Source organism: Flavobacterium sangjuense (assembly GCF_004797125.1).
GTDB classification, from domain to species: Bacteria; Bacteroidota; Bacteroidia; order Flavobacteriales; family Flavobacteriaceae; genus Flavobacterium; species Flavobacterium sangjuense.
The window spans coordinates 69,286-94,608 of record NZ_CP038810.1 but is presented as its reverse complement, the minus strand read 5'-3'; the positions used below and the strand labels follow the sequence as shown (position 1 = coordinate 94,608).

Genomic DNA, 25,323 nt, shown 5'->3' with positions numbered 1-25,323 from the left:
TAAATACTATGAGTAACAAAATATAGCTAAATATTTAAAATCTAATATCAATGAGCGATAATAATCAACAACAAGGGCAAATCAATATAGAATTGGATGAAAAAACAGCCGAAGGAATTTATTCCAATTTGGCCATTATCAATCACTCAGCTTCTGAGTTTGTTATTGATTTTGTAACGATTATGCCGGGTGTGCCAAAAGCAAAAGTAAAATCAAGAATAGTGTTAACGCCACAACATGCAAAAAGGTTTCTGAAGGCATTGGGTGAAAATATTCATCGATATGAACAAGTTAATGGGGAAATCAAAGACACAGAGCAACCACAAATTCCTTTGAATTTTGGTACTGCGGGTCAGGCATAAATTGATAAAATTGTTAAAAACAAAACGGCTTCTTCCGAAATTTTGGATGAAGCCGTTTTTTTTTTGAATTTAACAACTTGGTTTTCTGCTTTTTATTGGCTTTAATTTTTGTTTTTTATGCTTTAGGGTATTATATTCTATGACAGTTATAAAAGAGATTTAGGTTTAATATTACAGCGAAAACGTTTGCGTAGAAATAATTGGCTTAAAATGTTGTTTTAACGGATATTATTGTAGTTTTATCGCCCCTAAATCGATTTCGGATGAATATGAACTTGGAAAAAAAGTTTTTCAGGTTCTTTTTTTTGCGATTATTTGAAACGCTATTATTGACCAAATTATAAATTAAAATAGATTTTAATACCACTCGATTTATGAAAATTTTTGCGCATCTTTTTTTAACATTGAAGCAACGTTCTGTGAGCTCTTTTGGAGTAATTGCCTGTCTGTTTTTCTGTATTTTAGCGAGCGATTTAGCTTATGCTCAACCAACTGTCTTAGGTTCGTCAGTTGCAAATGGCAGTTACACAACCTATAATTTGGTAACCCGAGGAGGAGGTGTTCGATATGTTAAGGTTAATGCGACTTCCGCTGGAACTGCCGGTAGATTATGGGAATTTGCTACAGGAGTTGCAGGTAGTGCGAATTATACAACTAACTGGAGGCCATATACTGCTTCACAGCAATTGTCAACCAACACCTATATCGATCCTGCAACAGCTACCAGTTCAGCACGTTACAATACTAGTTCAGGAGGAGCTACAGGTACTTTACCAGCAGTAGTTTCGGGTTCTTATTACACTTTTATAGTAGGAGGAAACTCCACTGCCAACAATTTTATGTCGGTATTGTCTACCACGTATAATCCTAAAGATATTACAGCGGCTTCTCAGAGTCCATTAGCAGCATCGGTCGGAGTAGGTCAGTCTGTAGTTGTTACGGCTACCATTTCGGCTGTTTTAAGTACGAACGAGACTTTATACTTGCGTTATTCCAATGATGGTTTTGCCAACTCTACTATTATTCCGTTTAGTACATCAGGAACCTCGTTAACCGCTACTATACCTGGAGCTTTTAACACTCCAAGTGCCAATATTTCTTATTATATTTTTTCTTCGAATCAAGCGACTGCACCTTCAGTGGCACAGGCTGATTATTTTACATTAAACTTATACAACGCTTCCGGACAAAACGTAGCCGGTGGTGGAACAAACTATACCTATACTGTAGGTGCTACTACTCCAACTTATACGTGGAACCAAACGGGAACCGCTTCATGGGCTACAGGAACTAACTGGACGCCTACAAGAACAGCGGGAGCTTATGATAATTTGGTTTTTAATAACGGTGCGACAACAACAGTTACCAATATTCCAGCCGAACAAATTGGAGCTTTAAGTGTTTCGGGAAATACCGCAGTGAATTTACAGGCCGCAAGTGCAAATACCTTAACCATTGCCAATGGTGCTGCAGGTTTCGATTTATCAGTAGCTTCTGGAAGTGCTTTGAACGCGAATGGTGCTAGTGCTTTGAATTTAGCTTTGATGACAGGAGCGACAGGAAGTATTAGTGGGAGTATGACTTTTTCAACGTCAGTGAATACCATATCGCCAACAGATGCAAATTCACTTACTTTCAATAATGGTTCGAAATTTACTCAAACAACAGGAAATACTGGGGCAATTTTTGGAACAACAGGTACTGCCAATTTAGTGGTTTTTGCTAGCGGTTCAACCTTTGAACAAAATGCAGGATCTTCGCCTTTTGGTTTAGGTCAGCCAGCTTCAAAAGTGACTTTCCAAACTGGAAGTTTATTTAGAATAACGGTAAACCAGGCTCCTGGATTTACAGGAAGGACTTATGCAAATTTTGAATGGGATGCGAATGGATCACAATCAATAACGGGTGGTACTGCAACTTCTATAGATAACTTTACAATAACACAAGGGACTTTCAATTTAAACATGACTGCAGCTCCAAGTATTAAAGGTAATATTTCAGTAGCAAATGGGGCAGTGTTAGGTTTTTCTCCTGCTTCAGTTACAGCTATCAACTTAAACGGAACCGGTACCCAAACTATTACCACAACAGGAACGGGTACAATAACTGTAGGTGCAAATGGGAATTTAACAGTTGCTTCAGGCTCTACTGTAGACATGGGGACTTCGTTTATTACGGGCGCAGGAATATTTACGGTTGTAAGTGGCGCTACATTGAAAACAGCAAATGCGGATGGTATTTATTCGTCGACAGCTACAGGATCTATTAGAACTACAACCAGAAATTTTAATACAGGAGCTAACTATGTTTACAACGGAACTGCTAATCAAACAACAGGAACTGGTTTACCGGCTACTGTAAATAGTTTGTCTATCAACAATACAGGTACATCGCCTAACAATGTCGTGACTTTAACTAATGCCTGTACTACAGGAATTGTAGTATTGACTGCAGGAAAATTTGACCTTAACTCAAAAACCTTTACCGTATCAACCGGTGGAACAATTACTGCAACAAATGGTGATTTTACTTCTACTGCTGGTCCGGTTGCTTTTGCAGGGACGGCTGTCGTTTCAGGAACCGTTAATTTCCCGACGGTAACTATGGCCGGAGGTGTGAACTTTGGTTCAGCTTCAAATATTGTTACTTCGTTGCAGCTTAACTCAGGTGGGTTTGTTGCTACTAACGCGCCAACCTATGGACCTGCTTCCACATTAATCTATAATGTAACAAATTATGGACGTAGTTTAGAATGGAGTACAACTAGTGGAGCAGGATACCCAAATCACGTTCAGGTAGGGAATGGTACTGCTACTACTTTAGATGTGAATAATAGTGCCAATGCTTTCCGTAAAATGGCAGGGAACTTAACGGTTTCTTCAGGGTCGATTTTCAATATCAACGGAATTACGAATGACAATGGCGGTAATGGAATTTGTGTTGAAGTGGTTGGTGACATTATTAACAACGGAACCATCAATTTTACAGCAGCCACCAAACGTCTGAAAGGAACTAATTTTACGAATGGCGTTACTACAGGTATAACAAATTTATCTTCTGCAGTTGGCGGGGATTTAGAGGTGACGGGTAACTTTACCGACAATAATACCTTTAATGCTAATAACAGAGCAGTGTTTTTTACAGGAACCGGAACACAGGTAGTTTCAGATTCTGCTTCTGCACCTTTCAATATCGATTATATTGTTTCCAATAAGGCTTCAGGAACTATTCAGTTGGGTGTTGATTTATTGACTGCCGGACCAAATGGTGGGAATGCAATTACTCTAACTGGCAGTTCGGATGTTTTGGATTTGAACGGAAAAACACTAACCTTGGGAGTTGCCGGAAATTCCTCTACCATATCGGGTACGGGGATATTTAGAGGAAACAGCACTTCCAAAATGATAATCAACGGAACGGGTGCTTTTGGAACCGTTCGTTTTGACCAAACAACTCCGGGAACCTCAAACTTATTAAGCAACTTTACCCTTAACAGAACTTCAGGAAGTATTGTACTTGGGAATGATTTAAATGTTTCTACAGACTTAACCCTAACTGATGGAACTATAGATTTAGGAAGCAGTAATCTAACTATAGGAACAGCAGGGACTATAACAGTTTCTGGTCCTTCGACTACTAAAATGATTATTGCTGATGGAAGTGGTGAATTGAGAAAATTAACGACCTCCAATACTCAGGCTAACTTTACTTTCCCAATAGGTGACAGTACGGGTTCTGCAAATAATGCACAGTATACTCCAGTTACTACGTCAGCCAGTGCTTCATCCGGAGCCACATTTACCAATGCTTACATAGCTGCTAAAGTTAATGACAGTAAAATTTTAAGTAATAATAGCCAAACCAATTATTTAACGCGTTTTTGGACGGTTAGACAATCGGGGATAACAGCTGCTCCGTTTACTACTACAATAACTGGAACCTATATCACTGGTTCATCTTTTGATTTAAATGGAGGATCCGGAACAGATGCTTTGATTTCTAGTGCTCAATTAAGCGGTTCTTTTAATCAAACTAATAATCCATGGATAAAGTATAGTGCTTTAAATGCTGGAACTTTAACTGCTACGGGAGCTACATTAGCAGATGGAGTTGATTCTGTTTTCACAGGTATTACAGGAGCTAACCCAACAGGGACTATTACTGGTGGAGGAGTGTCATTATGTCCTGGAACTGCAAATGTCAATTTGGGTGTAACTAGTGTAACTGGTGATTCAACTATTGTTTATAGCTGGTCACCATCTACTTTTTTGAGTAGTACTACTATTTCTAATCCGGTGGTTGTTAGTCCAACATCGACAGTAACATATACTCTTACAATTAGAGATGGGAATGGAATAAGTACTACAGCAAATACAACCATAACTGCCTCTACTACAACCACTACAAATGGTGGGGTAAATTGGTCAGATGGTACTCCTTCAAGTACCAAAGCTGCTATTTTTGACGGCAGTAATGCTAGTATAAATACGAACTTCCAAGCCTGCACGCTGAGATTAACAAATAGTGCAATAGTTACTGTTGCTTCTAATGCTAACGTCACTTTAAGTGGTGCCATAACTGTAGATTCAGGAAGTACATTCACTCTGCATAACAATGCTAATTTATTACAAGGAGGCACAGCAAATGCAAATACGGGTAATATCAAAGTAGAACGAAATACATCTGAACTATATCGTTTTGATTACACTTTGTGGTCAACTCCAGTTACTGGGCAAGAGTTGTATGCTTTTTCTCCTTACACTGCTTCCAATCGTTTTTATACTTATGATACGGCTAATGATTATTATACTGCTGTTAGCTTTGGTACTTTTTCAGGTCAAGTTAATGGAGTAGGCGGAACAGAAGCAAACCATGTTCCGTTTACAACTGGAAAAGGTTATTTGATTCGCGTACGTTATGATTGGCCTACTTATGTAAACCCTTCAACAGGAACTCAATGGATGGGAACTTTTGAAGGCGTGCCAAATAATGGAAACTATACAGTTGGATTATCAACTGATTTAAATGGGTATAATGCAGTCGGTAACCCTTATCCGTCAGCTATTGATATAGCTACTTTTTTAAGTAATAATAGTGGTGTGATTGATCCAAAACTTTGGTTTTGGAGAAGAAGAAATTTATCTGGCGCCCCTGCCTATATCACTTATACTAATGGCACGTTTAATAATGGGCCTAACAATAGTCTTTCTCCTTTGGATCCACAACCTGCAGATTTAATACAATCAGGGCAAGGATTTTTTGTAAAAGCTAATACTGCTGGAGCTTTACAATTTAATAATGATCAAAGAGTAATTGGTAATGGTACATTCTTTAAAGATTCAAATGTTACAGATACAATAGATGTAAGCAGAATTTGGTTAAACTTAAGTAATACAGAAGGTGTAATAGGTTCTATGGCACTTGGGTATAAAACGGGTGCTACAAATGGATTAGACGAAGATTTTGACGGGGAATTTATTAATGATAGTGCTACTTCATTTGCATTAAATTCATTGGTTGATGCTACTGAATTATCAGTTCAGCATCGTGCATTGCCTTTTGATACCGTTGATGTAGTTCCTTTATCTTTCAAAACAAATGCAACGGGAACCTATAATATTTCTATTAATGCAGTTGATGGTTTGTTTGCTGATAATATGCAACCAATTTATCTAAAGGATGATTTGACGGCAACGTATCATGATTTAAATACAGGAGCTTATTCATTTGCTTCAGAAGCAGGAACTTTTAATGACCGTTTCGAAATTGTATACGCCTTACCATTAGGAGTTGACAATCCATCATTTACTCCAAATGCAGTTGTTATTTATCCTCAGAACAATGATTTAGTTGTTAATTCAGGTAATATTATAATGTCATCTATTAAAATATTTGACATACAAGGCAGATTGTTACAAGATATAAAAGACATTAATTCAAGCCAAACTAAGATCAGTGCTGGTTTATCAAATGAAGTATTATTGGTACAAATAACATCTGATGATGGAATTGTTGTAACTAAGAAAGTGATACGATAATTACTTAGACATAAATTATTTTTTAATCCCTGCTATTTTAGCGGGGATTTTTTGTTTTATAAATGATTAATAAGCTGTGTTCATAACTATTGGAAAGACTTATTTATTAATTAACGTTGTTAAACGAGTATATTATTATTTTTGCCGATATAATAGTAAATATTTAATTACGAAAAATTAGTTTTGCATTATTGGAAACAGACGTTAATTAAAATCATATTCATTTATACGCCAAAAATTAGCACAAATCATCTAAAATTAAGTTGTTAATCGATAAAAAATGAGTTTAGTCGGATAATTGTTTTTTTGTTTTATTAAATTCAACTATTTTTGAATTTTTTGCAATTGTTTAAATATTAAAGGATGATTTTATAATACAATACATCAATCAAACTAATTTCGATAATTTTAAAAATAGCGCTATGAATAAAACAATTACTTTATCAAAAACTTGCGGTAAAACTACAAGGACCACATTGGCAAAATCGCTTTTAGTGTTTGTTTTGTTTTTTGGATTACAGGGAATTTATGGTCAAATATCAAGTACAACAACTGGGGGTTTATGGAATGTCGGAGGTACTTGGGTAGGAGGCGTTGTACCAACATCCGCTGATAATGTTATTATAAGGGGTGGGGCAACAGTAACAGTAAATGTTAATACTGCTGCATGCTCTTCAATTCAAGTTAATCCCAATGATAATAATTCAACAGGAACTTTAACTTTCAATGCTTCAAGTATTCTTACTGTTTCTGGAAATGTAACATTTACGGGTAATTCCAATAAAAATGCCGCACTCAATATGACAAGTGGGGGTATTTTAAAAATTGGTGGATCTTGTACAATAAGCACTACCAGCAATTATACATTTACCTCAGGAACTGGAACAATTGAATATAATGCTGCGGGAACACAAACGGTTGCTACTACTACATCGATGGGCGCAGCATATCATAATCTTACTCTTTCCAATAGTGGTTCCAAAACAACAACGGGAGTAACCGTTAATGGCATTCTTTCAATGGAAGGTACAGCCACTGCTTCTGCAGCTCCAACATACGGTAGCGCAGCAACACTTCAATACAATACAGCTACAGCAAGAACGATATCTGGTACAACTAATGCAGGTATCGAATGGATAACACCGTTTGTCGCTACCGGAGGAGTTGTAATTGCCAATACGGGTAAAATCACAATGGGGATTGCAAGAGTGATTAATTCAGGCTCCAATATCACTGTCAATAGTGGCGCATCTTTTGACGCAGGGTCATTTATTCATACGATAAATGGTGGAGCTTCATTAGTAGTTAACGGAACATTAGATTTTTCAAATGCCAGTGGAGAGATAAGAAGTGGTACCACAGGAACCTCGACCTTAACAATGGGTTCAGCCGGATTAATCAAAACAATAGATGCAAACGGATTAGGACCAGTTGCAAGTGCTTCTTTTTCAACCCAATCAGGAGGTGCTTGGACAACTACAAGTATCAATACTAATGGTACAATAGAATATTACCGTACAACAGATAATACTCAAATTGTTACCGATAGAAGTTATAATAATCTTACTATTACAGGAACACAAACAAAAACCTGGACCTTAGGAGCAGCAAGAACAGTAGCTGGAAATATAAGTGTAGGTGGATTGACCATGTCAGGTACTTTTACAGTTAATGTTGGAGGAAACTGGACTAACAATGGAGGAACATTTACTAAAGGAACAGAAACGTTTAATTTTAACGGAACAACCCAATCAATAGGAGGTTCAACATCCACAACATTTAATAATGTAACCCTTTCGAATAGCGGAACAAAGACATTTAATGTTGCTACTACTTTTGGAAATAACCTAAGTATTGCCAGCGGTGTTATTGCTAATCTTTCTACATTTACTCATACGGATAGTGGAACACTTACACTAGGTGGTTCAGGAACTCCTTCAGGTTCACACGGTAGCACAAGTTCTTCGGCTACTTATAAAAACAACACCTATTTTGCAGCTACTTCGGGGATAATCAATGTAACAAGCGGTTCATGCCCTGCGGTAACAGCTGTGCTTTCCGGAACTAATACTATTTGTTTTGGTTCAAGCAGTAACTTAATTGTTACGATAACTGGTGGTGTAAGTCCTTATACAGTTGTTTACTCCGGAGGTACAGTTAACAGTTATACAAGTGGAAGTAATATAAGTGTTAGTCCTGGTTCTACAACTAATTATACGCTTACTTCTGTTACGGAATCTAATGGTTGTACAGCATCAGTATCAGGTTCACCTACGGTAACAGTAGACGCTACTTCAGTTGGAGGAAGCATTACAGGAGGTTCAACACCAATATGTCAAGGCACTAATACAGGCACTATGACCTTAAGTGGACATACAGGAAGCGTAGTTAAATGGCAGAAACAAGTTAATGGAGGTGGCTATTCAGATATTGTAAATACAGCAACAACCTATAGCGAAGTACCATCATCTGCAGGGACATGGGATTATCGCGCTGTAGTTCAGAATGGTACTTGTACATCTGTAAATTCTGCCATCAGAACAATAGTAGTAGATGCTAGTAATGGCGGAAGCATTACAGGAGGTTCAACCCCAATGTGTGAAGGCAGTAATACAGGTACTATGACCTTAAGTGGATACACGGGAAGCGTAGTAAAATGGCAGAAACAAGTAAATGGTGGCGGCTATTCAGATATTGTAAACACAGCAACAACCTATAGCGAAGTACCTTCTTCAGCCGGGACATGGGATTATCGTGCCGTAGTTCAGAATGGCAGTTGTACATCAGTAAATTCAGCCATCAGAACAATAGTAATAGATGCTACTTCAGTTGGCGGAAGCGTTACAGGAGGTTCAACCCCAATATGTGAAGGCAGTAATACAGGCACTATGACCTTAAGCGGCCACACGGGAAGCGTAGTGAAATGGCAGAAACAAGTTAATGGTGGTGGCTATTCAGATATCGTAAATACAGCAACAACCTATAGTGAAGTACCTTCTTCAGCCGGAACATGGGATTATCGTGCCGTGGTTCAGAATGGTACTTGTACCTCAGTAAATTCAGCCATCAGAACAATCGTAGTTGATGCTACTTCAGTTGGCGGAAGCGTTACAGGAGGTTCAACCCCAATATGTGAAGGCAGTAATACAGGCACTATGACCTTAAGTGGACACACAGGAAGCGTAGTGAAATGGCAGAAACAAGTTAATGGTGGTGGCTATTCAGATATTGTAAACACAGCAACAACCTATAGTGAAGTACCTTCTTCAGCCGGTACATGGGATTATCGTGCCGTGGTTCAGAATGGTACTTGTACCTCAGTAAATTCAGCCATCAGAACAATCGTAGTTGATGCTACTTCAGTTGGCGGAAGCGTTACAGGAGGTTCAACCCCAATATGTGAAGGCAGTAATACAGGCACTATGACCTTAAGCGGCCATACGGGAAGCGTAGTGAAATGGCAGAAACAAGTTAATGGTGGTGGCTATTCAGATATCGTAAATACAGCAACAACCTATAGCGAAGTTCCTTCTTCAGCCGGAACATGGGATTATCGTGCAGTGGTTCAGAATGGCAGTTGTACAGTAATAGATTCAGCTATTAGAACAATAGTAGTTGATGCTACATCAGTTGGTGGAAGCATTACAGGAGGTTCAACCCCAATATGTGAAGGCAGTAATACAGGTACCATGACCTTAAGCGGGCACACAGGAAGCGTAGTGAAATGGCAGAAACAAGTTAATGGTGGTGGCTATTCAGATATCGTAAACACAGCAGCAACCTATAGCGAAGTACCTTCTTCAGCCGGTACATGGGTTTATCGTGCTATAGTTCAGAACGATAGTTGTACTTTAGTAAGTTCAGCTATCAGAACAATAGTAGTAGACGCCACTTCAGTTGGAGGAAGCGTTACAGGAGGTTTAACCCCAATATGTGAAGGCAGTAATACAGGTACCATGACCTTAAGCGGGCACACAGGAAGCGTAGTGAAATGGCAGAAACAAGTTAATGGTGGTGGCTATTCAGATATCGTAAACACAGCAACAACCTATAGCGAAGTACCTTCTTCAGCCGGTACATGGGATTATCGTGCCGTGGTTCAGAATGGTACTTGTACCTCAGTAAATTCAGCCATCAGAACAATAGTAGTAGATGCTACTTCAGTTGGAGGAAGCGTTACAGGGGGTTCAACCCCAATATGTGAAGGCAGTAATACAGGTACCATGACCTTAAGTGGACACACTGGAAGCGTAGTGAAATGGCAGAAACAAGTTAATGGTGGTGGCTATTCAGATATCGTAAACACAGCAACAACCTATAGCGAAGTACCTTCTTCAGCCGGTACATGGGATTATCGTGCAGTGGTTCAGAATGGTACTTGTACCTCAGTAAATTCAGCTATCACAACAATTGTTGTTGAAGCATCAGTTGGAGGTTCTGTTTCTGGAACGGCTAATATTTGTTCAGGTTCAACAAGTGGTTTATTAACCTTATCGGGAGAAACGGGTACAGTAGTTCGTTGGGAATATTCAGTAAGCCCTTTTTCTTCTTGGACAACTATTGTAAATACAACCAATACACATACATCTGGCGCATTAACACAAACTACACACTTTAGAGCAGTAGTTCAATACGGAAGTTGTGCTGAAGCAAATTCTTCACCAGCAGTAATTACTATTACTACGACAACTACAACAGATGGAGGAACAACTTGGGATAACGGTTCGCCATCAAGTACAAAAGCTGTTGTTTATGATGGTAGTACGGGAACGGTAAGCTCTGATATAGCAGGTTGCTCTCTGGTATTAACAAATAATGCTACAGTAACTGTTTCTTCAGGAGTTGACGTTACTTTGAGCGGTGCAATAACAGTGAATACTGGAAGTACATTTACATTAAATAATAATGCTAATTTGATTCAAAGCGGAACAACAAACACTAATTCAGGGAATATTATTGTTAAACGTGATAGTTCGGCATTAAAACGATTGGATTATACTTTATGGTCATCGCCTGTTTCAGGACAAAATTTGTTTGATTTTTCACCATTAACTTCAGTTTCCCCTAATATTCGTTTTTATACTTATAATTCAACTATAAATTTTCCTGCAACTACTGGATTCTACGAACCAGTTACAGCCTATGCAACTACTGATTTTGCCTTAGGGAAAGGATACTTAATTCGTATGCCTTTCAACCATCCAACCGCACCGGCTATTTGGAATGGACAGTTCACAGGTATACCACATAACGGAACACAAAGTGTAACGATTACTCATACTGGAGATCGTTTTAATGCGATAGGTAATCCATATCCATCTCCTATAGATGCTGTGGCCTTTGTTAGTGATAGCAACAATACTTCTTCAATAACAGGAACATTGTATTTTTGGAGAAAAACTAATAATGCTTTAAGTCCAAGTTATTGTACGTGGACAATGGGTGGTTTTGTTGGGAATGGCGAAGCTCAGGTTTTTGATCCTAACGATATCATTCAAACCGGTCAAGGATTCTTTGTTGAAGGAACCGGAAGTGGAGCAGTTAATTTTGATAATACAATGAGAGTTGGTAATAATGATAATCAATTTTTCAAAACATCAGATACGCCTTCTACAAACTCTATTGAAAGAAACAGAATATGGCTAAACGCTACTAACTCCAGCGGATTATTCTCTCAGACTATGGTTGGTTATATTACCAATGCTACTCAGGGAGTTGATACTACCATTGACGGAAAGTATATTAACGATGGTGCAATTGCTTTGAGTTCATTAATAAATGAGGTGCCGTATGCTATTCAGGGAAGATCTTTGCCTTTTGATGCTAATGATATAGTACCTCTAAATTTTAAGGTTACAACTGCAGGTAATTATACTATAGCAATTGACCATGTTGATGGTTTGTTTACAGACGGAACACAATCAATCTATCTGAAAGATAATCTGACAACTACTATTCATAATTTAAATGCAGGTGCTTATTCCTTTGCATCTGAATCAGGAACATTTGCCGATCGTTTTGAAATTATTTATGCATTACCATTAGGAACTGAAAACCCAATCTTTACAGCTAACAGTGTAGTTATCTATAATCATAATAACGAATTTGTTGTTAATACGGGTAATATCATTATGGCTTCGATAAAAGTATTTGACATTCAAGGCAGACTATTGCAAGAGCGAAAAGAAATTAATTCTAATCAAACGAAAATAGGCAAAGGGTTAGCAAATCAGGTTTTGTTAGTTCAAATTACGTCAGAAGACGGCGTGGTAGTCACTAAGAAAGTGATACAATAGATTGCCTCCAATTGCAGAGTTTAATGTACTAAACCTCTCATTCCTGAGTCTTCAGGCTGAGAGGTTTTTGTTTGTAAGGGGATTGGTTTTTTCAAAAGTGAAATTTGCATCTGAAATATCTTCTGATTTTTTTAGAGTTGAATCCTTTAGACAGAATTTGGTATGCCAGATTTGAGTTTTAAATGCTATAATTTTAGGCAAATGTTTTTTGCTAAATGTAAATGTAATTTTTTCCTGGCTATCCATAATAATAATAAAATCATACAGTTTCTTTTTGAAATAGTTGACCAAATTCCAGTTGGTATTTTTTCTGGCACAAATTTTTATTTCGCTAATTGCACTTATAGCAATCATTTCATTATTTAGATTGTAAAGTATTAAATAGTTGTCTTTTATAATACCATAGTTTGATTTAAAAAACATTTCAATTCTTTTTAATGGTTAATATTTCCTTTAAGCAGGTAATTTTTTGGGTCAAAAAGAGTAATTCGCAAGTATCGTACAGTAAATGCCTAGTCGTTTCAGGTCTTTTAAAAAACTGTCCCGATTCTTCGGGACAGTTTCAGGTGTCAAATAAAACATGCATACTTAAAAAGAAAAGTATATTCTAATTCCCCCTAAGAAATCAGACTTTATTTATCTTTACAGATAGAGCCACTTTTTGGTAACAGTTATGCCACCCTCTGTGGTAACTTTTATAATTATAGGTTGTTGGCTTAAAATAAGTGAACTAATTGTTGTTTGACTTGAATTAATATCGTGATTTTGATATAACAAGGTTCCGTTAATAGAATATAAGGTAATGTCTTTTAATAAAGTTGTTCCTGAGTCGATAATTATATTATCATTATTTTGTGATAAATTCAGATTTTCGGCATTAAATGTATTTTGACCTATTCCCAATGCTGTGGAGCCTGTAGTGTAGGTTAGTTCAAAACGACTATTATACATCCCTGCTTCTGAAGTAAAAGTATACCCACTTGTTTTTAAGTTGTTATATGTGTTTGTTACTGTATCGTGAATGTATATGCCCAAGCTGGAATTAGTAAAAAAGCCATCCAAATGATCAATAGCGAAGGTGTACGTGCCACTATAACTAGCACTAAAACTTAGCGGTACTACATCGGCTGATGTAAATGGTAATCCTTTAAATTGTATAGCATAGCGAACATTACCGATTAAAGAAGCCAGAGCGATAGCCCCATCATTCATATAGGCACCGTCTAAACCATGATCAATGCCATCAGTGGCGCCAGTACGATAACCCATTAAGGTTTGTGAAAAGGCCCCTTGTGCACCGGTTACGTTAATCCAAACGCGATTAGTTTCGAAAAAATATTTGGATTTATTGGCTGAGACATTAGTAATTGATAGTGGAGAAGCATATATTTTAAAAGTACTAATTGCGACAAGAAAGAAAAGTCCAATATAATTGGCAGATTTCGATAGGATAGAAGTATTGTTTTTCATAATAATACAAATTAGTTTTTGGTACTTATTTGGTTTTGATATGGCAAATCTATTGCAAACTTCTATTGTCTTTTTTTGAATTTAGCTGAGTGTTGCTTTTCTGTAGCCGAATGGCATTTTTGAAGAGGTAAAAGGTTTTTTTAATCGATATAAAACAAATTTATCTGATTTCAATGCCAATAATTACCATAAAAAAAGAGTAAACGCTAAGTTTATGGCTTATGGTTTACTCTCGTTTTTAAGAATTTATAATTTAATTTTTTTGACTATAACAAATTAAGTCTCTTCATTAGTTCGGGTTTATTTCCCCGACTTACAGGAATAACATCTTTCCCAATTAAGACACTGTTGTCCTCAATATCAATAATTTTTTTTGTATTGATTAAATAGGAGCGATGTATTTTCAAAAATAAATCTTTGGGTAATTTGTCTTCAATTTTTTTTAAGGAGGTATGCACCTTATAGGAATTGGTGTCCGTTTTTATATTTATATAATCTCCCAGGGCTTTAATAACAGTTATTGTTGGAATGTCAATTTTTATTAAGCGATTGCTAATGTTAATATAAAATTCATTGGTTTTGTCATTTGAAGTTTTATCAGCATCAATGGTATTGCCATTTTTTGAAGTATCAACTCTCCAATTTAATTTTTGCATTGCTTTTTCAAAACGGTCCTCAGTTATTGGCTTTACCAAATAATCTACTATGCAGTCATATTCAAATGCGTTGATAGCGAAATTCTTGTCAGAAGTAATCAACACAATTTTTGGAGGGTCTTTTATTGTATCAATAAAATCGAAACCTGTAAAATCGGGCATGTGTACATCGAGAAAAACGACATCTACATCATTTCTGTTTAGGTATTTGATTGCTTCAATGGCATTCGAAAATTCTTCTAAGATATTTAATCTAGTGTGTAGAGAAATCATTTGAGCTATTACAGCTCTTGCCATCATTTCGTCATCAATAATAATACAATTCATAAATTTTAATTTAAATGCCGTTTACAAAATGAAGCATTAAAGTTAGTGTTTTTTCAAATGCTAGTTGCAAATCTTTCCTACTGCCTGGGTCGGACTTTTCATATTCATCTGCTAAATGATAACTATTTTCAAGACCAAGAATAGCTATCTTGTGTTTTAATTTATGGATGCACTCCATAGTTTGGGGCCACTTTTTAAGATGCAAACTGACATAATAAGCATCAACTTCTATGGGTAATTCGAATTTGAGTACAGCTATAAACTTTTGTTTTATTACCTCCTCATTTCTCGAAAGTTTATTGATGTATTCTATATTAGGTTTTTCCATGACCTTTAGGTAATTTGATAAAAAATGTGGTTCCGATTCCTAAGCTACTTTCCAGCCAAATAGTGCCATTGTAGTTGTCAACAATTCTTTTTACTATTGTTAATCCTATACCTGTTGATTTTGCTTCTTCAGAAAAGGATTGAAATAAATCAAAAATTTTGACTTGATACTTAGTATCAATTCCCTGCCCGTTATCTTTAATTGAAAATACAAAATCATTGCCAATTTCTTCATAATCTATTTCAACAAAACCTTCTTTTTTATCAATATAGTTAACCGCATTGCTTATTATGTTTTGAAATAATTGTTGCATTCTGAATCTGTCAGTTTCGAGTATTGGCAGTTCTTTTTTTATCGTTACAGTTACATTTTCCGGGATGTGAATGATTTGGATTATATTAGTGATTATTTCATTTAAGTCTATTTTTTCAGTAAGTTCTTTGCTTGAATCTACTTTAGAATAGGTTAAAATCCCTTGAATTAAATTATCCATTTTTTCTACTTTATCCTCTATCAATTCAAAATACTGCACGGTTGTTTCGTTAAAGAGGTCTTTGTTATCATCTTTTATCCATGTAATTAAAGAGTGAATACTTCGTAAAGGTGATTTTAAATCGTGAGATACCATGTGAGCGTATTCATTAAGGCGCTCGTTTTTTATTTCTAACCTTTTTAAAAGTTGTTCTTTTTGAAGTTCCAATTTCTTTTGTTCGGTTATATCCAAATGGATACCTATTGAACCTATTACTTCACCGTTTACATTATAATTTGGTGCTCCACTGATTAACCAGTATTTTTCTTTTCCTTCCTTGGTGTTTATAATAATTTCGTATGAATTGGATAAACCAATTGTTCTGTCTTTTATTTTGTCTCTGAGAAGTAATTTATTTTGAGGGTCTACAAATAATTCAGAAGTTTTATGGCCAATTAATTCTTCCATTTTAAATCCGCTCATCTCTAAGAAGGATTGATTTGCCAATTTAATAATATCATTATTGTCAACCTCTAATAAACCCATATTCATGTTAGCAATAATATTACTGTATTTTTCTCTTTCGGCTTCAAGGCTTTCTCTATATTTTTTCTTAATGGTAACATCCTCATAACTCCACAGATTGCCATCTAATTTTTCCCCTTTGTATATTGGGATAAAACTGCGCTCTAAAACCCTGCCATCAGCCAGTTCGATGGTTTCGGCGATGACAATTTCTTTTTGGTTTAAAATTTCGGTTAGCCTATCTTTAAATTGATTTGGGTCTTTAAAAAAATCTTTAATTCCAACAGCAATCAATTCACTATCAAAGCCTTTTAATAAATCGGGATCAGCTTCAATTTTAAATAACGAACAGAATTTAGAATTGGCTAAAAGTATTTTTTTGTTTTCATCCTCAAACAAAATTCCGGATTGCAGGTTGGCAATCAATGAATTTAATCTGTTTTGTGATTCTATCAACTGTTGGCTAAATTCTTTTTCTAAAGAAATATCTTCCTGTATTGTAAAATACTTTTTAATTTTCCCATATTCGTCATGCAGGGCTTGTCCTTGAATACGTACCCAATATTCTTGTTTGAACTTGGTATAGTTTATAATTTCACAATTAAATGGTAGCCCGTTTTTGATTTGCTCGTTGAGATAATTAACTGTTTTCAAATTAGTTTCAGGTCCGTGTAATAAGGTATCAGGTCTTTCTCCTATTATTTCTTCCAAATTGTACTCGGTCAATTCTAGAAAACTGGAATTCACCCATTCAATTTTTCCATCTTTGTCTGATATAAATACCGGATTGCTGTTTTTTTCAGCAATAGAAGACAGCAGTACTAACTGTTCTTCACGTTCTTTTTCAATGGTAATGTCTTCAATAATGGCAAAATATTGCGACACAAAACCTTTTGAATCTAAAATAGGCTGACCTGTTATTTTGGACCGGAATGTTCCTCCTTGTTTTTTTACGTAAACATATTCAACATCAAAAGCGTTTCCTTTATAAAACGCTTCGACCATTTTGTAAATTTCTTTTTTGTTGGATAATTTACCTCGGCCAACCTCTATAATTGACTTTCCTATAATTTCATTCTGAGAATATCCGGTTAGATTCGCAAAGGCTTCATTGCACCAAAAAATCTCTCCCTGTGGTTGGGTAAAAACCACCCCGTTTTTATTGGCACTGGCAACAAGTGAAAGTCTGTTTAGTTCTTCTTTGTCAATTTTAAGTTGCTTACTTTGTTCATCAATAGTCTTGATTAAGCGTTTTAATTCATTGTTGTTTTTTTCTTGATTTTTAAGAACATGAAGTATATCCAGTAAAGAATCATGAAAGGCAAAATCAGAGGGTTCTAATTTTTTTTGGCTTACTTCTTCCAAAGACATAAACCATGGGGAGCCCAGAAAAAGAAAACTGCTGTTCTGTCGTTCGAATTGGCCTTTTAATGTTAATGAATTAAATCCTTTAAAGGTAAATATGATTGATTTATGGAGTAATGTTTTAAAGTTCTTAGGATTTACATTTTCTTTAAATGGTCTTATGACTGTAAAATAATCTGTAAAGAGTTTGTCTTCTTCCAAATCAGGCATCATCTTAGCAATACTGTTTCCAAAACTCTTAATTGTCAGATTTTCATCAATTAGGATGTAAAAGGGAAAAATAGTATTTAAACTGGTATCTGTAAAAACAAATTGTAAATCAGTCATAAGATTTCAATACTTTCAAAAGACGTTTAATTTATTCAGAAATCAATTCATTACAGCTCCAATAATCCAGTATTTTTTGAACTTTAGAAGCATAATCTTCATATTTTAATGGTTTTAGGATATATCCGGCAATGCCAATTTTATAGCATTCTTTTACATCTTTAAAATTGCTGGAAGTAGTTAATACAATAATCGGTATATACCTCAGTAAAGAATCATTTTTTAAAATGGTTAAGAATTCTATTCCGTTAAGTTTTGGCATATTTAAATCCAAAAGAATAATATCAGGAAGGTCTTTTTTGCTTTCTAAATAAGCTAATGCTTTTTCACCGTTGTTAGATTCAATGATTTGATGAGTTAGTCCTAAAGCAGAAACTACTCTGTTGAATTTCATAACTTCAATAGTGTCGTCTTCGATGAAAAGTATTTTTAAGGTTTTTAGCATTGTATTTTAGGGCTTATTTTTATCCAGTTGTATTCCTTCCGTTTTTTGGGTAATATCTTTTATAATACTATCAAGTTCTTCGGCAGATTTCAATAAATTATCTAAAAGACTTTCGCCATCATGATCATCGATACCATAATTTTTAATAATATCAATCAGACTCATCATTCTCGCTAAAGGGGCACGTACAACATGCGATTGAATCCAGGCAATTTCTTTTAATTTTTCATTTTGCTTTTCAATGGCTTCAACATAAGTTACCCGTTCAGTAATATCGTTAGCTAATATAAGTCTACCAGTAGTATTCTGAAACGGAATGACATTACTTTGAATTTCAACATTGATGATTTCACCGTTTTTTTTCTGATGCCTGAAATTCCCAATTGAATAAGCACCCGGTTTAGCATTTAGTAAGTCGATTCTCTTTATCAATTCCGGTATGTCTTCAGCCGGTCTTATGTCTTTGATAGTCATTCCTAAAAATTCCTGTAAAGAATAACCGTAATGCTTTTCTGCTGCCAAATTTACATCTAAAAATCTTAAAGTATCAATATCGTAAACCCACATTGGCAGAGGGCTTAAGTGAAACAAATCGCTATAGCGTCTTTCGGATGTTTCTAGTTGTAATAATGTTTTTTTTCTTTCAATATTGTAAATAATACTTTTATACAATGAATGAGGATCTAATTCATCTTTTATCAAATAATCCGAAACCCCAAGCGATAAGGATTTAAGACTAAAATTGAAATCGGAATACCCGGTTAAAATGATTAAAGGAATCTCATGGCAGAGTAACGACATTTCATTAATGAGTTCTTCACCGTTTTTATCCGGTAAAGAAAGGTCTAACAGTAACAGGTCACAATGGAATGAAGGATCAGTTAGGATGGATTTTGCCTCTTTAAAATTTTTCGCCCAAGAAATCGTCTGAGCTACAAAATGTTCTTGTAAATAGTCTTCAATCAGAACATAATCTCCCGGATTGTCTTCTATGACTACAATTTGGTATGGTTTATCGTCTTTAATGAATTTCATTTTAATAAGATTTAAGGGAGTTGTACGATGTTAATCCAAAAATTCTCAATTTTAGCCACAGCCAACATGAATTCATTTACATCAACCGGTTTAGTAATGAAGCAATTGGCGTAATGGTTATAGGCTTTAATAATATCATTTTCCGAAGAAGAAGTGGTAAGCATGATTATGGGAATATATCTCAAATGTTTACTGTCTTTAATATATTGCAATACTTCATGACCATTTTTCTTGGGCAAATTAATGTCAAGCAAAATTAAATTGGGCAAGTCCGCATTTTCAAAAGGCTCTTTTTTGTTTAAGAAGTCGATAGCCTGTTTGCCATCTTTGACGACACTTACTTTATTAATTATTTTGCCTTCTTCTAAAGCCTCGGTGGTTAAAAGAATATCCCCTTCGTTATCCTCAACCAATAAAATGTGAATTGCTTTCATGACTTAAATATTTATTTTTTTTGGAATGGTAAAATAAAAGGTAGTTCCTTCTTTCGCTTTAGATTCTAACCAAATCTGGCCTTTTAAGTTTTCTATAATTTTTTTCGTGATGGCTAACCCCATGCCGGTTCCCGAATATTCTTCTTTACTGTGCAAACGCTGAAAAATAATAAATATTTTCTCAAAATACTCCTGATTGATTCCAATGCCATTGTCTTTAATTTCAAATTTCCATGAAGAAGCACTTTCTTGACACGAGATGGTAATGATGGGCGCTTGGTTTGATTTGGAATATTTTAAACTGTTGCTTACTAAATTTTGAAAGACCTGCTTTAAAGGAGCGGCATGTGTTTTTATTACAGGAAGTTTTGTATAATTTATCTCAGCATTTTTTTCTTCTATCTGCTTTTTATACAGCAATTTGATTTCCTCAATAATGGTGTTTAAATCTACTTCTTCAAGTTTGGTTTCATTTTTGCCAATTCTTGAAAACTCTAATAAATCCAATATAATTTGACGCATTCGTTTGGCTCCGTCAACGGCAAAAAAGATGTATTTTTTACCTTTTTCGTCAAGTACATTTTCGTATTTCTTTTCAATTTGAGTCAAAAAGCTAGTAACCATTCTGAGAGGTTCTTGTAAATCGTGCGAGGCTACATAAGCAAACTGCTCGAGCTCTTCATTGGAAATTGCCAATTCTTTGACATGGTTTTCCAATGATCGGTTCATTTTTTTGAGTTTAGACTCTGTATGCTTTCTTTCAGTTATGTTTTTGAAATAAACAGTCAATCCCATTTGCGAAGGAAAGGCATTTAACTCAAACCAATAATTTAATATTTTGGAAAATATTTCTAAGCGGACAGGCTTATTTTGAAATTTGGCTTTGTAAAAGGCATCATGAATTTTTTCAGAAATGCGTCCCTCATACAAATCCCAAAAGTTTTTGCCAATCATCTCTTCTTTACTTCTTCCTGATAATCTTTCGGCTTCTTTATTCCAGTAGCTTACATTCCAATCTTTATCCAGAGTGTAAAATCCGTCCTGAATGCTTTCAAGGGTATCAGATAAAGTTTGTGTTGCTTCTTTTATTTTTAGATCCTGATTTTTTCTTTCGGTTATATCAGAGCGTATGGCTACATATTGATATGGTTTCCCATTTTCATTCAAAAAAGGAACAATGGTGGTGTCTACCCAATAAGGTGTACCATCTTTGGCTTTATTTTTTAACTCACCTTTCCATACTTTGCCATTAGCAATAGTGGTCCATAGTTGTTTGATAAATTCTTTTGGATGATAACTGGAGTTAATAATACGGTGATCCTGACCTAATAATTCTTCGCGGGAATATTTGGAAATTTTGCAAAAATTATCATTTACATGGGTTATAATTCCCTTTTGATTGGTAATAGCTACAATGGAAGATTCATCGAGGGCATATTTATAATCGGATATTTCTTTTAATCGTTTGAATAATTCTTCTTCACCAACCTTTCTTTCGGTTATATCAGAGCGTATGGCTACATATTGATATGGTTTTCCATTTTCATTCAAAAAAGGAACAATGGTGGTGTCTACCCAATAAGGTGTACCATCTTTGGCTTTATTTTTTAACTCACCTTTCCATACTTTGCCATTAGCAATAGTGGTCCATAGTTGTTTGATAAATTCTTTTGGATGATAACTGGAGTTAATAATACGGTGATCCTGACCTAATAATTCTTCGCGGGAATATTTGGAAATTTTGCAAAAATTATCATTTACGTGGGTTATAATTCCCTTTTGATCGGTAATAGCTACAATGGAAGATTCATCGAGGGCATATTTATAATCGGATATTTCTTTTAATCGTTTGAATAATTCTTCTTCACCAACCTTTCTTTCGGTTATATCAGAGCGTATGGCTACATATTGATATGGTTTTCCATTTTCATTCAAAAAAGGAACAATGGTGGTGTCAACCCAATAGGCTGTCCCGTCTTTAGCTTTGTTTTTTAATTCGCCTTTCCAAACTTTACCCTTAGCAATGGTTGTCCAGAGTTCTTTGATAAATTCCTTGGGATGATAGTTGGAGTTAATGATACGATGATCCTGTCCTAACAGTTCTTCACGGGAATATTTGGAAATTTTGCAAAAATTATCATTCACGTGGGTTATAATACCCTTTTGATTGGTAATAGCTACAATGGAAGATTCATCGAGGGCATATTTATAATCGGAAATTTCTTTTAATCGTTTCAGTAACTCTTCTTCAACTATCTTTTTCTCGGTTACATCGCGTTCTATTGAAATCCAATGCGTGTATTCACCTTTGTCATTAGTAACCGGGTTCAAAGATAGGTTTGCCCAATATTCTTTTCCGTCTTTGGTGTAATTAATGATTGTGATTTCGCAGGGTTTCCATTCATCCAATGATTTGTAAAAACGGGCAAGCTCTTTAGCATCAGTATTTGCCCCATGTAATAATTTGTGTGTTTTACCAATAATTTCATCAGGAGCATAACCACTCATGCGGGTAAATGACTCATTGACATAAACAATTTTTCGACCTGATTCGTCCGAAGGGTGTGCTTCTTTTATTACTATGGCATCGTTGGTGTTGGTAATTACCGATTCTAATAATTTCAGTCTTTCCTCTTCTCTTTTTTCTTGTGTTACATCTCGTTCAATAGCAACCCAGTGGGTAAACCATCCCGTAGCATCGGAAACCGGATTTATAGATAGGTGTATCCAGAATTCTTCCCCGTTTTTTTTATAATTTAATAAGGTTACTTCATAAGGTTGCCATTGGCGTATAGCAGCACTTAATTTCTTTAGCTCATCTTTATCTGTTTTAGGGCCTTGCAATATTCTTGGTGTTTTTCCAATGACTTCTTCAGCAGCATAACCGGTCATTTTGGTAAAGGCTTCATTTACATAAACAATTCTTGGTCCTGGTTCATCAAAAGGTTCCGCTTCAGTAATTAAAATTGAATCATTGGTATTAGTGATTACAGATTCTAATAGCTTTAATCGCAACTCTTCCTCTTTTTTCTTGGTAATGTCCTGCATGGCTCCGATGATTCTGATAACCCTGCCGTCAATATCCCGAATTACAATTCCTTTATTGATTACATAAGCATATTGCCCATTGCTTTTTTTGTACCTGTATTCTTCTATCCAATTGGTTTCTTTGCTTTTAACGATAGTATAATAGTTCTCCGTTAATTTTTTGATATCTTCCGGATGTATGTTTTGGGTCCAGGAGGCACTTTCATTTTCAAGTTTGGACGGTTTATAACCAAATATTTTTTCAAAACCATCACCCCAATAAATTTTATCTTCTTTAAGGTTCCAATCCCAAATGGCATCAAAAGTAGCTTTGGTCACATATTCAAAGCGTTCATTGCTTTCTTCGATTAATTTTTTGGCCTTTTTACTTTCTGTAATATCCTTGAAGTAAACAGCTAAACCATTTTCTGATGGATAGGCACTTATTTCATACCACTTGCTTAAAGCTTGGTAATAATCTTCAAAATGCATCACTTGATTGGTTGAAAGAGCCTCATGGTATTTTCTGTAAGATTCAGAATCGGTACTATCTGAAAATATTTCCCATAAATTTTTACCAAGGATATCCTGTTTTAGCACGCTTAGGTCTCTCTCCGCTATTCGATTCCAATAAGTAACTGTCCAATTGGTATCCACAGCAAAAAATGCATCACCAATACTTTCAAGAATATTATTGTTTTCCTTAAGTACTTTAACGACTTCATTTGTTCGTTCTTTTACTCTTTTTTCCAGTTCCTCATTTAACTTATTCAGTTCTTCTTCTGTCTTTTTTCGCGCAGTAATGTCAATCAAAGCCGATACAAAACAAGATTGACCTTCTATTTCGATTTTTTCAGCCCTGTAAAGGACATCTAATATTTCTCCGTTAGGTTTTCTAAGAGTTCCTTCTATATCTTGCCCATGGTTATTTGGATCCATGATGCGTGCAATTAATTTTTCCCTTGCTTCCGAATCGATAATTTTTACATCAACGGATTTTTTTCCAATTAAGTTGTCTCTTTGGTAACCGGTCATTTTGCAAAAAGCATCATTTACCTGCACAAATTTTCCATCAGGAATGCTAGTAATGGCAATGGCAACCGGGCTGAAATTAAATATGGAACTAAACCTGTTATTGGCTTTTAAAATTTCAAGTTCCGCTATTTTTTGTTGTGTAACATCCCGGGCAATACAATAGAGTTTTCCTGTAAGCGGATTGGGCGTAGCATTCCAGTCCAACCATATATATTCACCACATTTTTTGCGGTAGCGATTTATAAAATGGATTACCGTTGCCCCTGATTTTAACTGTTCATAAGCCTCCATTGTATATTCAATGTCATCAGGGTGCACAAAATCAATAAATGGTTTTGTAGCTAATTCGTTTTGAGTGTATCCTAAAACCTTGTTAAAGCTGGGGTTAATAATTTCAAAATAGCCATCTGTATTGGCAATTCCCGAAAAGTCATTACTGTTGGTAAAAAAATATTCAAATTCTTTAACTAGTTTTTTTGTTTTTATTTTCTCGGTAACATCCCTTACACAATGAATTATGAACTTTAATTGTTTGTCATCATCAAACAAAGGAATGTTTTCAGACTCCCAATACTTCAATTCAAATTCAGATGTCCCACGAATAGGGATATCATATTTTTGAATTGCCATTTTATGCTTTTTGTTTGTTTTAATGACTGTATCTAACGATTGCGATAAATTTTTAACGCCATCAGCTGTTGGGTCGGAGTCATTGTCAGGGAAGGCTTCAAAAATCCCTTTTCCAATTAAATCATCCCGTTTTGAACTGGTAGCTTCAAGATAGGCTTCATTAACATCAGCAATGGTAAATTTAGGCGCATCAGGACACAGCACTAAACTAGGTGTGGGTGATATTTTAAAGAACTCAAATAATGCCTTTTTACCAATCATATTTTTACGCGATATAACACATCGTCTTTTTTAAAAAGATAAGTTGTCTATTTAATATTCTTAGTGGCATTTGTTTTTCAAAGTTAACATTTTTTTTGTATTTGTTTAATGTTGTAATGTTAAAAAAGCGACTTGCAATATTTAAAATTTTACTTATTTACTCATCTCTTGTGAGTTACCTTTTTTATTTGTTATAGAGTTGATGAAACGTAAATGCAGACTTGTTTCAGCATTTAATCGGGATATTTTTCCATTCACCTAAGGTAAAATGCCATTCAACGAAAGTAAAG

General features: G+C 35.3%; 12 protein-coding genes. 3 read left to right on the top strand and 9 right to left on the bottom strand.

Annotation, left to right across the window (positions count from 1 at the left end; translation table 11 throughout):
• Positions 1-50: 50 nt before the first annotated feature.
• The 3 genes from GS03_RS00340 to GS03_RS00330 all read left to right on the top strand — a co-directional run bounded on the left by GS03_RS00340 (position 51) and on the right by GS03_RS00330 (position 12,696).
• Complete coding sequence (locus GS03_RS00340; RefSeq protein WP_136150598.1) at positions 51-362, top strand: DUF3467 domain-containing protein; 312 nt, start codon at positions 51-53, stop codon at positions 360-362.
• Positions 363-736: 374 nt separating this feature from the next.
• Positions 737-6,400 (top strand): T9SS type A sorting domain-containing protein, encoded by a 5,664-nt coding sequence (locus GS03_RS00335; RefSeq protein ID WP_136150597.1) that lies wholly within the window; start codon positions 737-739, stop codon positions 6,398-6,400.
• A 422-nt stretch (positions 6,401-6,822) separates the two neighbouring features.
• A complete protein-coding gene (locus GS03_RS00330; RefSeq protein WP_136150596.1) occupies positions 6,823-12,696 on the top strand; it encodes a T9SS sorting signal type C domain-containing protein in 5,874 nt (1,957 codons plus the stop codon).
• A 51-nt stretch (positions 12,697-12,747) separates the two neighbouring features.
• Here GS03_RS00330 and GS03_RS00325 read toward each other — a convergent pair whose 3' ends face one another.
• The 9 genes from GS03_RS00325 to GS03_RS00285 form a co-directional block, all read right to left on the bottom strand.
• Entirely contained in the window at positions 12,748-13,119 is a 372-nt protein-coding gene (locus GS03_RS00325) for a hypothetical protein (protein WP_136150595.1), read from the bottom strand.
• Between the two features lie 219 nt (positions 13,120-13,338).
• A complete protein-coding gene (locus GS03_RS00320; RefSeq protein ID WP_136150594.1) occupies positions 13,339-14,166 on the bottom strand; it encodes a T9SS sorting signal type C domain-containing protein in 828 nt (275 codons plus the stop codon).
• Between the two features lie 266 nt (positions 14,167-14,432).
• A complete protein-coding gene (locus GS03_RS00315) occupies positions 14,433-15,149 on the bottom strand; it encodes a LytR/AlgR family response regulator transcription factor (RefSeq protein ID WP_136150593.1) in 717 nt (238 codons plus the stop codon).
• A gap of 10 nt (positions 15,150-15,159) precedes the next feature.
• The gene (locus GS03_RS00310) at positions 15,160-15,477 is read right to left on the bottom strand and encodes an Hpt domain-containing protein (RefSeq protein ID WP_136150592.1); all 318 of its coding nucleotides are present in this window, start codon (positions 15,475-15,477) and stop codon (positions 15,160-15,162) included.
• Positions 15,464-18,166: a PAS domain-containing protein gene (locus GS03_RS00305; RefSeq protein ID WP_136150591.1), complete on the bottom strand. Its 2,703-nt coding sequence runs from the start codon at positions 18,164-18,166 to the stop codon at positions 15,464-15,466. The genes GS03_RS00310 and GS03_RS00305 overlap by 14 nt, the downstream gene beginning before the upstream one ends.
• 31 nt (positions 18,167-18,197) lie before the next feature.
• On the bottom strand, positions 18,198-18,611 hold the full coding sequence (locus GS03_RS00300; protein ID WP_136150590.1) for a response regulator: 414 nt from the start codon (positions 18,609-18,611) through the stop codon (positions 18,198-18,200).
• A gap of 6 nt (positions 18,612-18,617) precedes the next feature.
• Complete coding sequence (locus tag GS03_RS00295; protein WP_136150589.1) at positions 18,618-19,646, bottom strand: PAS domain S-box protein; 1,029 nt, start codon at positions 19,644-19,646, stop codon at positions 18,618-18,620.
• 11 nt (positions 19,647-19,657) lie between these two features.
• Positions 19,658-20,080, bottom strand: coding sequence for a response regulator (locus tag GS03_RS00290; RefSeq protein WP_136150588.1), 423 nt, complete (start codon positions 20,078-20,080; stop codon positions 19,658-19,660).
• A gap of 3 nt (positions 20,081-20,083) precedes the next feature.
• The gene (locus tag GS03_RS00285) at positions 20,084-25,033 is read right to left on the bottom strand and encodes a PAS domain S-box protein (RefSeq protein WP_136150587.1); all 4,950 of its coding nucleotides are present in this window, start codon (positions 25,031-25,033) and stop codon (positions 20,084-20,086) included.
• Positions 25,034-25,323 lie beyond the last annotated feature (290 nt).

Bases quoted from the DNA above. Each gene is read 5' to 3' on its own strand.
- GS03_RS00340 (WP_136150598.1), top strand. From the start codon at position 51: ATGAGCGATAATAATCAACAACAAGGGCAAATCAATATAGAATTGGAT.
- GS03_RS00335 (WP_136150597.1), top strand. From the start codon at position 737: ATGAAAATTTTTGCGCATCTTTTTTTAACATTGAAGCAACGTTCTGTG.
- GS03_RS00330 (WP_136150596.1), top strand. From the start codon at position 6,823: ATGAATAAAACAATTACTTTATCAAAAACTTGCGGTAAAACTACAAGG.
- GS03_RS00325 (WP_136150595.1), bottom strand. From the start codon at position 13,119: ATGTTTTTTAAATCAAACTATGGTATTATAAAAGACAACTATTTAATA.
- GS03_RS00320 (WP_136150594.1), bottom strand. From the start codon at position 14,166: ATGAAAAACAATACTTCTATCCTATCGAAATCTGCCAATTATATTGGA.
- GS03_RS00315 (WP_136150593.1), bottom strand. From the start codon at position 15,149: ATGAATTGTATTATTATTGATGACGAAATGATGGCAAGAGCTGTAATA.
- GS03_RS00310 (WP_136150592.1), bottom strand. From the start codon at position 15,477: ATGGAAAAACCTAATATAGAATACATCAATAAACTTTCGAGAAATGAG.
- GS03_RS00305 (WP_136150591.1), bottom strand. From the start codon at position 18,166: ATGACTGATTTACAATTTGTTTTTACAGATACCAGTTTAAATACTATT.
- GS03_RS00300 (WP_136150590.1), bottom strand. From the start codon at position 18,611: ATGCTAAAAACCTTAAAAATACTTTTCATCGAAGACGACACTATTGAA.
- GS03_RS00295 (WP_136150589.1), bottom strand. From the start codon at position 19,646: ATGAAATTCATTAAAGACGATAAACCATACCAAATTGTAGTCATAGAA.
- GS03_RS00290 (WP_136150588.1), bottom strand. From the start codon at position 20,080: ATGAAAGCAATTCACATTTTATTGGTTGAGGATAACGAAGGGGATATT.
- GS03_RS00285 (WP_136150587.1), bottom strand. From the start codon at position 25,033: ATGATTGGTAAAAAGGCATTATTTGAGTTCTTTAAAATATCACCCACA.